General features: G+C 59.6%; 12 protein-coding genes and 1 pseudogene. 7 read left to right on the plus strand and 6 right to left on the minus strand.

Annotated features, from left to right (window positions below; all coding sequences use genetic code 11):
• Nucleotides 1-88: 88 nt before the first annotated feature.
• Complete coding sequence (locus AC1M7R_RS23380; protein ID WP_072391104.1) at nt 89-1675, minus strand: ABC-F family ATPase; 1587 nt, start codon at nt 1673-1675, stop codon at nt 89-91.
• Nucleotides 1659-1913: pseudogene (locus AC1M7R_RS23385) on the minus strand (hypothetical protein); the annotation flags it as partial. The pseudogene AC1M7R_RS23385 and the gene AC1M7R_RS23380, both read right to left, overlap by 17 nt.
• 530 nt (nt 1914-2443) lie before the next feature.
• On the opposite strand from AC1M7R_RS23385, the gene AC1M7R_RS23390 reads away from it, so the two are divergent.
• Nucleotides 2444-3130: a fimbrial biogenesis chaperone gene (locus tag AC1M7R_RS23390; RefSeq protein ID WP_490609953.1), complete on the plus strand. Its 687-nt coding sequence runs from the start codon at nt 2444-2446 to the stop codon at nt 3128-3130.
• Nucleotides 3131-3193: 63 nt separating this feature from the next.
• Entirely contained in the window at nt 3194-4186 is a 993-nt protein-coding gene (locus tag AC1M7R_RS23395) for a fimbrial protein (protein ID WP_490609954.1), read from the plus strand.
• 450 nt (nt 4187-4636) lie between these two features.
• Here the strand turns inward: AC1M7R_RS23395 and AC1M7R_RS23400 are convergent, their stop codons facing one another.
• Nucleotides 4637-4771 (minus strand): hypothetical protein, encoded by a 135-nt coding sequence (locus tag AC1M7R_RS23400; protein WP_256327893.1) that lies wholly within the window; start codon nt 4769-4771, stop codon nt 4637-4639.
• Nucleotides 4772-5076: 305 nt separating this feature from the next.
• Between AC1M7R_RS23400 and lpxO the strand changes: the two genes are divergently transcribed.
• Nucleotides 5077-5976 (plus strand): lipid A hydroxylase LpxO, encoded by a 900-nt coding sequence (lpxO, locus tag AC1M7R_RS23405; protein ID WP_072391114.1) that lies wholly within the window; start codon nt 5077-5079, stop codon nt 5974-5976.
• Between the two features lie 48 nt (nt 5977-6024).
• Here lpxO and ligD read toward each other — a convergent pair whose 3' ends face one another.
• Together ligD and ku are read right to left on the minus strand one after the other, a co-directional pair.
• A complete protein-coding gene (ligD, locus tag AC1M7R_RS23410) occupies nt 6025-8013 on the minus strand; it encodes a DNA ligase D (RefSeq protein WP_490609955.1) in 1989 nt (662 codons plus the stop codon).
• Nucleotides 8014-8045: 32 nt separating this feature from the next.
• On the minus strand, nt 8046-8936 hold the full coding sequence (gene ku / locus AC1M7R_RS23415; RefSeq protein WP_072391121.1) for a non-homologous end joining protein Ku: 891 nt from the start codon (nt 8934-8936) through the stop codon (nt 8046-8048).
• Between the two features lie 219 nt (nt 8937-9155).
• Here ku and AC1M7R_RS23420 point away from each other — a divergent pair, with 219 nt between their 5' ends.
• The 4 genes from AC1M7R_RS23420 (at nt 9156) to AC1M7R_RS23435 (ending at nt 12563) form a co-directional block, all read left to right on the plus strand.
• A complete protein-coding gene (locus AC1M7R_RS23420; protein ID WP_072459216.1) occupies nt 9156-9497 on the plus strand; it encodes a hypothetical protein in 342 nt (113 codons plus the stop codon).
• A gap of 18 nt (nt 9498-9515) precedes the next feature.
• Nucleotides 9516-10664: a PQQ-dependent sugar dehydrogenase gene (locus tag AC1M7R_RS23425; protein ID WP_490609956.1), complete on the plus strand. Its 1149-nt coding sequence runs from the start codon at nt 9516-9518 to the stop codon at nt 10662-10664.
• 239 nt (nt 10665-10903) lie between these two features.
• Nucleotides 10904-11911, plus strand: coding sequence for a threonine ammonia-lyase, biosynthetic (gene ilvA / locus AC1M7R_RS23430; protein WP_072391130.1), 1008 nt, complete (start codon nt 10904-10906; stop codon nt 11909-11911).
• Nucleotides 11912-12284: 373 nt separating this feature from the next.
• On the plus strand, nt 12285-12563 hold the full coding sequence (locus AC1M7R_RS23435; RefSeq protein WP_072391133.1) for a DUF1652 domain-containing protein: 279 nt from the start codon (nt 12285-12287) through the stop codon (nt 12561-12563).
• A gap of 76 nt (nt 12564-12639) precedes the next feature.
• Here AC1M7R_RS23435 and AC1M7R_RS23440 read toward each other — a convergent pair whose 3' ends face one another.
• On the minus strand, nt 12640-13578 hold the full coding sequence (locus AC1M7R_RS23440; RefSeq protein WP_076407095.1) for a carbohydrate kinase family protein: 939 nt from the start codon (nt 13576-13578) through the stop codon (nt 12640-12642).
• Nucleotides 13579-13583 lie beyond the last annotated feature (5 nt).

Consider the following 13583-nt stretch of genomic DNA (forward strand, 5'->3'; position numbering starts at 1 on the left):
TGAACCCGGCTCGCGCCTATAGGGATGCCGAATGCAAAAAAGCCCTGTCGCATTGGACAGGGCTTTTCATTAGCCGTTGGGGACGGTCCTAGAACATCACACCCTGGCTGCGCAGGTAGTCGTCATAAGTGCCGCTGAAATCGACGACGCCGTCGGCGCTCAGTTCGATGATGCGGGTGGCCAGGGACGACACGAACTCGCGGTCGTGGCTGACGAAGATCAGCGTGCCCGGATAGTTTTCCAGCGCCAGGTTCAGCGCTTCGATGGATTCCATGTCCAGGTGGTTGGTCGGTTCGTCCATCACCAGTACGTTGGGCTTCTGCAGGATCAGCTTGCCGAACAGCATGCGGCCCTGTTCGCCACCGGAGATCACCTTGACCGACTTGAGGATCTCATCGTTGGAGAACAGCATGCGACCCAGGGTGCCCCGGATCATCTGTTCGCCCTGGGTCCATTGGCCCATCCATTCGAACAGGCTGACGTCGTCTTCGAAGTCATGGGCGTGGTCCTGGGCGTAGTAGCCCAGCTCGGCGCTTTCGGTCCATTTCACCGAGCCGCTATCGGGTGTCAGTTCGCCCATCAGGGTGCGCAGCAGGGTGGTCTTGCCGATACCGTTGGGGCCGATGATCGCCACACGTTCGCCGGCTTCGACGGTGAAGCTGAAGTTCTTGAACAGGGTCTTGCCGTCGAAGCCCTTGGACATACGCTCGACGGTGACTGCCTGGCGATGCAGTTTCTTGGTCTGCTCGAACCGGATGAATGGGCTCACGCGACTCGACGGCTTGACCTCGGCGAGCTGGATCTTGTCGATCTGCTTGGCGCGGGAAGTGGCCTGCTTGGCTTTCGAGGCGTTGGCCGAGAAGCGGCTGACGAAGGTCTGCAGCTCGGCGATCTGGGCTTTTTTCTTGGCATTGTCCGACAGCAGCTGCTCGCGGGACTGGGTCGCGGCGATCATGTACTCGTCATAGTTGCCCGGGAACAGGCGCAGCTCACCGTAGTCCAGGTCGGCCATGTGGGTGCAGACACTGTTCAGGAAGTGCCGGTCGTGGGAAATGATGATCATGGTGCTGTTACGCGCCGTGAGGATGTTTTCCAGCCAGCGGATGGTATTGATGTCCAGGTGGTTGGTCGGTTCGTCGAGCAACAGTACTTCAGGATCGGAGAACAACGCCTGGGCGAGCAGGACCCGCAGTTTCCAGCCCGGCGCCACCTCGGTCATCGGACCGAAATGCTGTGCCAGCGGAATGCCCAGGCCCAGCAGCAGCTCACCGGCACGGGACTCGGCGGTGTAGCCGTCCATCTCGGCGAACTCGGTTTCCAGCTCGGCCACGGCCATGCCGTCTTCTTCGGTCATTTCCGGAAGCGAGTAGATGCGATCACGCTCGGCCTTGACCTTCCACAGTTCCTCGTGACCCATGATGACCGTGTCGATCACGGTAAAGGCTTCGTAGGCGAACTGGTCCTGGCGCAGCTTGCCCAGGCGTACGTTCGGTTCGAGCATCACCTGGCCACCGGACGGCTCGAGATCGCCACCGAGGATTTTCATGAAGGTCGACTTGCCGCAACCGTTGGCGCCGATCAGGCCATAGCGGTTGCCCGCACCGAACTTGACCGAAACGTTTTCGAACAGCGGCTTGGCGCCGAACTGCATGGTGATGTTAGCTGTGGAGATCAATTACCTTACCTATCAATGGGTTAGAGCTGGTCATTTTCCCTGATACCGATGTGGTATCCATTCGGAGCTTCTCCAGCTCCGCCCAGTCCGAGCTTGAGGTTGAGCCAACGCGCATACGTCGCCAGCAACATTGGACGCTGTGGCCAAGCTGCTGAGCGATGAATGCGGGGGGCATGTTGGACGTTGCGCGCATTGTCGCATAAGTATGACGGCAGTTGTATGGCAGCCGAAAGCGCATCCGCACCTGACCCTTCATCAGCGTGCTTCCTTGCGGGAGCGCGTGATCGCTTCGCAGGAGGGTTGGAGGGCCAGAGCTGCCGGCCTGGCTTTCATGGAGCTGCGCTGTAAATGGCCTGCCGTCTCCTTGCGTACGTAAGGTCGCTCGCGGGAGGTTGTTGACAGGCACATCGATCGATCCGCATGTAACCGATAAAGCGCTATCCGCCGATCAGTGCCAGATCAGGTTTCATCAACTGCAAGTGGTGATTCGTCTTTCCAGTTTACGATGTTGCGTAACTGCGGCCCTTCGCTTGCCGATGTTATATAGCTGAGCCCAACACCTGGTTATTGTTTTATAGATCGATTGCCGGAATTAAGACGATTCTTAAAGAGCGGCCATTTCCTGGAATGAATCGATGCTCGATGTTATAAAAAACCAGTGCCGGGCTGCAGCCGAATATTGGGAGTATTGATGGTTCTGTCTGGTCGTTGGCGGGAAGCTTGCAATTTCAATGAATGATTTTGTTTGTGGCAGGGATGGTTTGTTTTATGCGGTTTATCAAGTTCGGTGCCTTGGTCTGGCTACTGTCTCAAACGATAACGTTTACTGGGCTGGCGGCGGCAGATGTTGATTTCGGTGGGACGACCCGGTTCGTCTTCAATGCCAGGGACAAGGCAAAAACAATTACAATCGAAAATGTTGGCAAGCAAGCCGTGCTGGCCCAGGTCACATTTGGTGATGGCGATGATCAGCAAGCTCTGGACGACTTGCCGCTTGCGCTTTCAAGACCATTAATTGAGATTCAGCCCGGAGACAAGCAGACGGTTGATATTCTGTATCAAGGGGTTGGGCTTCCTCGGGATCGGGAGTCCTGTTTTCTATTGAGTGTGATGGATATTCCAAAGGTTCCTGCGGAGCAGAACAGGTTGCAGATTGTCCTGCGTCACCGCCTGAAGGTATTTTTCCGCCCCGCGTTGCCTATGTCTCCGACAGAAGCTTTTACCAGGTTGTATTGGCGGCAGGCGACCCAATCAAAAGATGCCATCCTCGATGCTCACAATGATTCGCCTTATTTCCAGACTCTCACGGATGTCCAATTCCTTGATCGGCAGGGGCGGGTGTGTGGGAAACCCGTGGCGCACCTGATGTTGCCCCCCCTTTTCTACACGGGATGTACAGCTGGCCGATTGTGCAAAGCCAATAGCCAGGATTACCAGCACGTTCATCACGGATGAGGGCGATAGAACTCCGCATGTGATGGCTGTGACGCGTTCCACACCTAATTCAGGATCGCCGATATGAATAAAGCAATAAGTATCCTGGCAGCGCTTTCGTTGAGTTTCAATGTGTCTGAGTCCAAGGCCCAGAGCGAGGTGCAATACACCTGTGACAACACCTACACTCATGCAACTACGCAAGCCTTGCAAATCAATGCCTCTGTAACGATACCCGACTCGGCACCTGCAGGAACGGTAGTATGGCGGATGCCCGCCCAGGACCTGAACTACAACTGCTGGTTAGGACCTTCGACGTTTGCGACCTATTTTTTTCTTAATCCCCTCGGCCGGGATTTTGGTCCGGATATAGAAGTCGGGGTGACGTTGAATGGCACTGACTATCGCCCGTCTGTTACCAAGTCTGTGCGCGCAAGGACCATGCCTACGAACAGTACGTCGGTAGGGCAGATAAATGTCAATGAGTTCGGATATTACAAGGCCTCTTTGTTTATTTTAAAAAAGACCGCTGCAAGCACGACTTCACAGACCAGGACAGTAGACCTGAACAACTATGTTCCCTATACGATTGGGAAGGAGGGGCAGCCTATTTCGGGGTTGCTCTCTGTAGTTGTCAAAGGCCTCACCGCCAACCTCATCCCCTGTTCGTCCACGGTTACCGTGAATCCTACTACCATGAGTTTCGGAAATATCATCAGTGCTGGCGCAACTCCCGGGCTTGAAATCAAGCGTGCCACCTTCTCGCTCTTTGAACAACGTACCTGTCAAGGTACCGCCGTGTATGGTTTGAACGGGATTCTGCGACCCGCGGAGAACGCGAGTCTATACGACAGTATGGGAACCCTGGTGCCCAAGGATAATGATTCGGTCGGTATCGAAATCCTGGATGCCGACAACCACACCCCGCTGCGCTTCAACAACGCGTTCGTGGTGATTCCTCAAGTCAGCTCGACCAGTAACTGCAAGCAATTCGAGGCTCGTTTGAAGTGGCGCACGGATAAACCCAAGCTGGGCAGCTTCAATGCCGGCGCTATCTTTGACGTGTACTACAAGTAGCCCAGGCCACCGATCGTCTGGGCTTTCACATCGTCAATCGAAGTGGTGTCACAATGATTCTACGTGGCAGGGCACCTGATCCCTGGTAATCCGCCGATTTCATGTGTGACCTCATGCCTTCGATTGACGATTTTCGCTTCAACGCCCATCACCTGCTGCTCGATCTCGATGCAGCCACGAATCATCTCATGATGCTCGTCGTTTCTCGCGAAGTTTCAGGGGTTCGCTGGGATGAGGCGGTCTCTCGCCATAGGCGTGCATATGAAGCCTGGGCTTGTCTATCCACCGGGGTCCAGACGGACCCGATGCCTGCCCTTGATGGACGACCGGTCGAAGGTGGTACTCCGTCACCCTAGGCTCTGCACAAAAGTCTTGAGATGAACGTCAGGCAAGGCGAAAACAGCTGGCGATCGCCCGCGCGCAGGACGGGTCCACCCGTCATGGCGCTCGCTACTCCACGATGCAGATCCAGCGATGATTCTGCCGGTAGGGTGCACGGGTGAATGCCACGTCCGAGACCAGAACCATGCCTTGCTCTTGAAGCGCTTCGGTCAGTTGCACGAGTGTCTCTGCTTCGATAGTCATCTCTGTTACCTCGTCAGATTACTGCGTTCATAATTCTTGACCGAGCGGTCAAGTGACTAATTCATTTTTTCTAGGGAGCTGATGCCTGGAGTGCATCGGCGCTTCTGATTCAGTCCTTATGACATTGTCTGGGGGCGTGGCTGGGCCGAGGGCGCTTGGGGAGGGGGGGCCGGGCATGACAGTTTTTCACAATTGAGGGTAACTTTCAGTTACAAAGTGTGGCTAAAATGCCATCTTTCAGATGCCCTCACGCTGCCGCTTGGTGGGGAGAGCAGTCCGTTCACTTAAGCTGTGTGACGAATCGCGTGAAACTCATCATTGTTGCGATCTATATCCTCTCCATCGGCTATGTGCACTTGCGTGGGCGTGTGCGGCACAAGCTCGGTCGCCAGTTGAGCGACCATTCTTCCTTCCTGGCGCCTATCAATTGCCTGCTGTACCTGTGTTCGAAACTGCCCAACAGGCCTTACCTGGAAACGGCCGATTTTCCCGACCTGAGCCCCTTGCAGGCCCATTGGGAAGAAATTCGCGCCGAAGGCCAGAACCTGCTGAAGGCAGGGGAAATCAAGCGCTCCAATCAATATGACGATGTCGGTTTCAACTCGTTCTTCAAGACGGGCTGGAAGCGCTTCTACCTCAAGTGGTACGGCGACAGCCATCCTTCGGCCATGAAGCTGTGTCCGCGCACTACCGAGCTGGTACAGGGCATCGGGTCGATCAAGGCGGCGATGTTCGCCGAGTTGCCGCCAGGCTCGAAGCTGGTCCGGCACCGCGACCCGTATGCCGGTTCGTATCGGTACCACTTGGGCCTGGATACGCCCAACGATCCTGGCTGCTACATCAATGTCGATGGCCAGCAATACCACTGGCGTAATGGCGAGGCGGTGATGTTCGACGAGACGTTCATCCATTACGCCGAGAACACCACGCCTCACAACCGCATCATCCTGTTCTGCGACGTGGAGCGGCCGATGAAATTCCGCTGGGCCAGTGCCTTCAACCGTTGGTTCAGTCGCACCGTAATGGCGGCCGCCGGTGCACCGAACGATGCTGGCGACAGGACCGGCGGGCTGAACCGGGCGTTTTCCAGGCTCTACAGGATCCGCCTGCAAGGCAAGGCCCTGAAGAAGCGCAACCGTACCCTGTATTACCTGCAAAAATGGGCGTTCTTCGGTGGGCTGTTGGCGATTTTCGTCTGGATCTGAGGGGGCTGCCGCAGTCCCGTTCCTGCACGGTGTCGGGACGCGAGCAGCTCACTCTCCGGGCTTCTCGGCCTCCAGTTGTTGCCACATCCGGGCCGTGATCCGCTGGCGGTGGTTGTAGCCGTCCCACGGATCGGCGCCCAGCCCCCTGGCTCGCTCCAGTGCGGTATGGATATCCCATTGCTGGGCGTTACGCAGGCCATCGAGTTCCGCCCGGGCAATTGGTACCGACACCGGCAGGCCGGGCCGGGCGCGTACCGAATAGGCGGCTACCGTACTGGCGCCCCGGGCATTGCGCAGGTAGTCGATGAAGATCTTCCTGACCCGGTTCTTGGGCCCCATGGTGGCCGTCACCCGCCGGGGCATCTGCCGGGTCATGAATTGAGAGATGGCCTTGGCGAACGCCTTGGTCGTGTCCCATCCCTCACTGCGCGCCAGCGGCACGATAACGTGCATGCCTTTGCCGCCGCTGGTCTTGAGGAATGCCTGCAACCCCAATTCGTCGAGCACCGATAATGTCAGGCGGGTGACTTCCAGCATGGCGCTCCAGGGCAGTGTCGGGTCCGGATCCAGGTCCAGGACGAACAGGTCGGGGGTTTCGATCCGGTCGTGGGTCGCGGTCCAGGTATGCAGCTCCACCGTCCCCATCTGAGCCGCACTGATCAGTGCCCGTGGACTGTCGATTTCCATCAGCGCGGCATGGCCAGGGTCCAGGGCCGGATCCAGCTGGCGGATATGGGGAATTTCCAGGCGGTCGGCATGCTTCTGGAAGAACTGCTCTTCACCGATTCCATCCGGTGCCCGCAGCAGGGCCACCGGGCGCTGTTTCAGATGGGGCAGGATCCATGGCGCGATGTCCGCGTAGTATTGCGCCAGTTCCACCTTATGCACGCCGCTGACACTGTCGATGACCCGCTCGGGATGAGAGATCTTCACGCCGCCGACATGCACCGCGCGATGTTTTGCGCCGCGCTTGGGTTCAGGTGCCATGGCCTTGATCGGCAAGGGTTGCACTCGCACCACCTGGTCGACTGGCGTGTCGGCCAGCAGGCCGAGAAAGGCTGCCTGGCGCACGAGGCCGTCGCGGGTCCACTCGGCGAATTCGATTTCACAGACGCGGGTTGGCTCGACCCACTGCACGCCGCGCCCTTGTGCCGTATTGAGGGGAACGTTCAGGGGCGAAGTGTCACGCACCTGCCTCAAGAGCTGCTCGTGCAAGCCCTTGAGCTGGGCTTGCTTGAACCCTGTGCCAACCCGACCGGCGTATGTCAGCCCCGCAGGGCCGTTGACCGCCAGCAGCAACGCACCGAAACCACTGCGGGTGCCTTGCGCACGGGTGAAGCCGACAATCACGAAGGCCTGGCGCAGCCGGCACTTGAGTTTGACCCAATCGACGCTGCGCTGGCCCGCGTAGGGGCTGCCCAGGCGCTTGCCGACCACACGGTCCAGCGACAGGGCGCTGGCACTCTCGAAGATCTCGTCCTGGCTGGCGGAGAATGCTTCGGAGAACCGCAGGCGTTTGCTGGCATTGTTGGCCAGGGCCTTTTTCAGCGTAGCTCGTCGTTCTTCCACCGGCACCTGGCGCAGGTCCCGACCATTGAGAAATGGCGCATCGAACAGAAAATACAGCAGGTCCACGGTGCGACCGATCTCAAAAGCCTGCCGCAGGGCCGCCAGGTCGGATCGCCCGGTATCGTCGAGCAGCACCAGTTCACCGTCCAGCCAACTGTCCCCCAGGCCAAGGGCGGCGAGGGCATCGGCGTGCAGCTTGAGGCGCTCGGTCCAGTCCTGGTGATTGCGGTTGAACAAGCGGACCGCGCCATGCTCGATGCGGGCCAGCAGTCGATAGCCATCGAATTTGACTTCATAACGCCAATCGCCGGCCGGTGGTTGCTCCACGGGCGTAGCGAGTTGTGGGGACAGGCGTTCGGGTAACCGGTTATCGGTAAGGCTGTCGTCTCGCCGGTTGTCGTCGCGAGTCGTGACGGTGTCCGGTTCGGTGCCGGACGAACGGGCATATTCACTATCGGCCTTGGCCATGACAGATTCCCTTGCAGTACTGGCTTCGGGGATTAGCCCCGGGAGGCCTTGGTGGCTTTTTTGGCAGGGGTGGATTTACGAGGCTTGGCGGCTTTCTCGGCGGTCTTGCCGCCGGGCTTGTCGGCCGCCTTGCCCTTGCTGCCCAGGCTGCGTTTGAGCAGTTCGGTGAGGTCGATGACATCGGCGCTCTTGCGTTGTTCTTCGCCCGGGTCGGTTTCCACTGCTTCGAGCCGACCCTCGTTGGCTTTTTTCTCCACCAGTTCCATGATCTTGTCCTCGAAACTGTCGCGGTATGCCTGGGGTTCCCAATCCCCACTCATGTCCTCCACGAGGCGCTTGGCCATTTCCAGCTCACCCTTGGCCAGCGTCGGGTGAATCACCTCGTCGCCCAGTTCCAGGATATCCAGGTCGCGCACTTCGGCGGGCCAGCGCAGCATCACCAGCACCAAAGCCGATTCCAGGGGCATGAGGGCCGCCAGGTGCTGGCGGGTATGCAACACGACATGGGCCAGGGCCACCTTGTTGGTCTTGACCAGGGTCTCGCGCAAGAGCGCATAGACCTTGCCGCCGCGCTTGTCGGGGGCAAGGAAGTAGGGGGTGTCGATGTTCTGCAGCGGGATTTTCTCGCTGTCGACGAAGGAAAAGATGTCGATGGTCTGCGTGGACTTGGGGTGTGCGGAGCGGATCTCCTCTTCGCTGAGCAGCACATACTGGCCTTTCTGGTATTCGACGCCCTTGACGATGTCTTCCTTGGTCACTTCCTTGCCGGTGACCTTGTTGACCCGCTTGTAGCCCACCGGGTCCATGCTGCGCTTGTCCAGCCAGTCGAAATCCACCCCTTGGGATGACGTCGCCGACACCAGCGCAACCGGGATATGCACCAACCCGAAACTGATAGCGCCTTTCCAGATTGCCCGTGCCATGGTGGGGGTTCCTTGCCAGTGATGAAGTCTCTCTTGGTGACCTTCCGGCCCCGGCAAAAGTTTCCCTGGAAGCGAGTTCAAGCCGTGACGGGAACGCCTGTCGATTTGCCCGGAGATGCCTCGTTACATCTTTACCGGGACTTTCACTTAACAACGGCGAACCAGAGCAGTAGCGTGCTTTCGATATCCCTGAGCGATTTCGCGACGCAGGAGAAACCCATGAACAGGCTGATGCTCGCCGTTTCCGCGCTGTTGCTGGCCGGTGCCGCCCAGGCGACGCCGGACCCCGGGGCGCTGGTCCTGGCCCAGAACCTGCCGGGCAACAATGACCCCTACAGCAATCCGATACGGCGGGCCAATCCCAACAGCATGCAGGGCACCCAGCCCAACGTGCCGACGATCCGCCACAATCCGACGATCCCCGCACCTCGACCCCCGACCCTGGAAAATGGCGGTATCGGCAACGGTTATCCGCGTTCCGGGCCGCCGCCTGGTTCACCCAGGCCCACCATCGAGTCCGGCACGCCCAACCGGAACATGAACAACGGTAATCGCCAGTGATAACAGAAGGAGCTGTGCATGTTGCATAAGACATTCATCGCTGCGCTCTGCGCCAGCACTGTCCTGACATTCGCCACCGTGGCCACGGCCGCCCAGACCCAGTCGTTGAAGAGCGAGGAGGGCACCCTGGAGGTGACCACCGTGGTCAGGGGGCTGGAGCATCCCTGGTCCGTGGCGTTCCTCCCGGACCAGCGGGGCATGCTGGTGACGGAGCGGTCCGGCAACCTGCGCCTGGTGGATGCCGAAGGCCGATTATCGGCGCCCCTGGGCGGCGTACCCGAGGTCTGGGCCAGGAGCCAGGGCGGATTGCTGGATGTGGTGCTGTCGCCGGACTTCAAGCAGGATCGTACCGTCTACCTGTCCTATGCCGAGGCCGGTGAGGACGGCAAGGCCGGCACTGCGGTGGGGCGCGGGCAGTTGTCCCAGGACCTGACGCGCCTGGAGAACTTCGATGTGATTTTCCGCCAGCAGCCAAAGCTATCGACGGGAAATCACTTCGGTTCGCGCCTGGTGTTCGACCGGGACGGCTATCTGTTCATCACCCTGGGGGAGAACAACCAGCGTCCGACGGCCCAGGACCTGGACAAGCTGCAAGGCAAGGTCGTGCGTATCTACCCGGACGGCCAGGTGCCGGACGATAACCCCTTTGTCCGGCAGAAAGATGTCCGGCCCGAGATCTGGTCCTACGGTGTACGCAATCCCCAGGGCGCCGCGCTCAATCCCTGGACCGGTACGCTGTGGGAGAACGAGCACGGGCCCAGGGGTGGCGATGAACTGAACATCATCGAGCGTGGCAAGAACTACGGCTGGCCGCTGGCGACCCATGGCATCAACTACTCCGGTTCGCCGATTCCCGAAGCCCAGGGCAAGACCGTCGACGGTGCGCTTGGCCCTCATCATGTATGGCAGGTTTCGCCGGGGCTCAGTGGCATGGCGTTCTACGACAGTGACCGCTTCAAGCCCTGGCAGCACAACGTGTTCATCGGCGCCTTGGTGTCCAAGGACCTGATCCGCCTGCAACTGGAGGGGGACAAGGTGGTCCACGAAGAGCGTTTGCTGGGGGAACTCAAGGAGCGCATCCGGGACGTGCGCCAGGGGCCGGACGGTTACCTGTATGTGCTGACGGATGAAGACGACGGTGCGTTGTACAAGGTCGGGCTCAAGTAAACAGCGCCGGGTGATCCGCAGGGCGGTGGCCTTGATTCGGTCTACCGCACATTGGTGATTGACTTGCCCTCGACACCCGGCTAGTTTCCAGGCATGACTAACACCGTACTGCGCAACCAGCCAAGCATTATTACCGCCATTCCTTATCTGGCGGGCTAGCTGACGACTGTACCCAACCCGCCCTCGAGGCGGGTTTCTTCTTTCTGTCTCCTGGGCTTCCACCTCACCAGGAGCACGCCATGACCGCGACCCGCCACGAGCAAACGTTACTGGAACACTACGTCAAGAAGATCCTCGCCGCGCCGGTATACGAACTGGCCGTACGCACGCCGCTGCAAGCGGCGCCGGCGCTGTCCCAGGCCCTGGGCAACCGGATCCTGCTCAAGCGCGAAGACCTGCAACCGACGTTCTCATTCAAGATCCGCGGCGCCTACAACAAGCTGGTCCGGTTGACCCCGGCGCAGCGGGCCCGTGGTGTCATCACCGCATCGGCCGGCAATCATGCCCAGGGCGTCGCGCTGGCGGCGCGGGAGCTGGGCATCTCGGCCTGCATCGTGATGCCCAGGAGCACACCCGGGTTGAAGGTATCGGGCGTACGCGACCGGGGCGCCGAAGCCCTGCTGCACGGGGAGAGTTTTCCGTATGCCCTGGAGCATGCGTTGAACCTGGCCCGTGAGACCGGACGAGAATTCGTTTCTCCTTTCGATGACCCCGATGTGATCGCCGGCCAGGGTACGGTCGCCATGGAAATCCTCAGCCAGCATGCCGGCGCGCTCGATGCGATCTTCGTTCCGGTGGGCGGAGGCGGGCTGATCGCCGGGATTGCCGCCTACATCAAGTACCTGCGCCCACAGGTGCGCATCATCGGTGTCGAGTCCCGACACTCCGCTTGTCTGCAGGCGGCGTTGGCCGCAGGGGAGCGAATCATCCTGCCAAGCGTGGGTACCTTCGCCGATGGTGTGGCGGTGGCGCAGATCGGCGTCCATGGTTTCGAGATCTGCCGCTTCTGCGTGGACGAGGTGATCACGGTCGGCAACGGCCAATTGTGCGCCGCTATAAAGGATATCTACGACGATACCCGCTCGATCACCGAGCCTTCCGGCGCGTTGGCGGTGGCCGGCATCAAGCAGTATGTGGCCCGTACCGGCATCCGGGGCCAGACGCTGGTGGCCATTGACTCCGGTGCCAATATCAACTTCGATAGCCTGGGGCAGGTCGCGCAGCGAGCCGCCCTGGAAACGGCGTGACATGACCTGTCATCGCTTTTTTCATGCCAGCCGACGGACGCCCCTTTGCATGATGGCAATTAGGGCTAATCTAGCTTCCGACGCAATGAGCAATTGCAGTTTGCAAGAGCAATACGCCGCTTCCTTGCATTTTGCCCGAGGAAGTCTCGACGCTGGCACGCTAAGTCATTGATTTACATCAAACAGAAACGTGGCAATTGCAGGCATATTTTTTGCGGGATGATCCAAGAGTTCGTTTGTACGAGCCTATTGATTAAAACGCCAAAAACGAACGGCACGGTTTTTTTATCGTCCCAGTCCGCACGGAAGAACACGGACAAGAATCACCGTCGTCGTGAACATAAGTTGGACGCCTCAACAGGAGAGAGTCGCCATGTTTTTATCTGCCCTCGAAATGCGCAGCATCATTGAAAGCAGCTTGTTACCCAAGCGCTCCCAATGCACCTTGTCACCCGATCTGTCGATGACCATCAAGGTCTTCGATGACCATGTAACCGATCGTGTCGCCTTGCTCAGAACCGATATCGATGCCAACAAGCTCACCAGCTGCCGGGCCATCAACGATCTGATCGCCGACCTGCGTACCGAGCTTGACCACAGTCATGTCACCGGTAATCAATTCCACCAGCAGCATCGAATGACCGGGCGTTAATAGCCCATAGTCAGTCACGCAGACGTTGGGCTGGGGCTCAAGCCCAGGCCCGGCGTCCGGTTTCCCCTCGTTTCCCTCAGCTCAGCTGGTGCCTGTACGGCAGGTCCGGACCTGTCTTGCCGCACGTCAGGGCGGCCGCGCCCATGGCGAATTGCAGCATGGCGCTGACCTGATCCCGTTCCAGTGTCCGCAGGCCTTCGGCCGAATCCAGTTCGTTCTCCGACAGCCAGGTCAGCAGGGCGGCCTGGAAGGTGTCCCCTGCGCCCACGGTATCGGCCACCTTGACCGGTTGGGCGGGCATCGACCAGCTGCCATGGCGGCGACTGAACACCGTTGCGCCCTGGCCACCCCGGGTCAGGAAGACCAATTGGCAGCGGTGTTCAAGCCAGCCTTGGATCACCGTGCCTGGATCGCGCTCAGGGTAGAGCAGGCCGAGGTCTTCGTCGCTGACCTTGATCAGGTCGGCAAATTGCACCAGCGTCCCGATCCGGGCACGCCAGAGTTCGATGTCCGGCTGCGGGTTGAGTCGCACGTTCGGATCGAGGCTGATCAGGCGCTGGCCGCTTTCGCGTTGCGCCAGTGCCAGCAACGCGTCGGCGACGGGTTGTACCACCAGGGAGAACGAACCGAAATGCAGGCCGCGGACCTCCGGCCCCAGCGCGGGTAGATGCTCCAGAGTCAGTTGGCGATCCGCGCAACCCTCGCCACGGAAGCTGTAATGGGGTGAGCCATTGGCACCGACGGCAACCATCGCAAGGGTGGTCGGTGCATCGAAGTCCACCAGGTAGTTTGCGCTGACGCCCTCGCTGAGCAGGACCTGGCGCAGGCGCCGGCCGAGATAGTCGGTGGACAAACCACCGAACAGCGCCGACTCCCTCCCCAGGCGGCGCAGCCCCACCGCCACGTTGAACGGCGAGCCGCCGGCGATGGCCTTGAAATTGACCTGCGCGACCGGACCGCCAGCCTCGTCTTCGCTGAAGACATCAAACAGTGCTTCACCACACACCAGAAACATAATTG

The sequence above is a fragment of the Pseudomonas sp. MS01C9 genome (assembly GCF_058202755.1).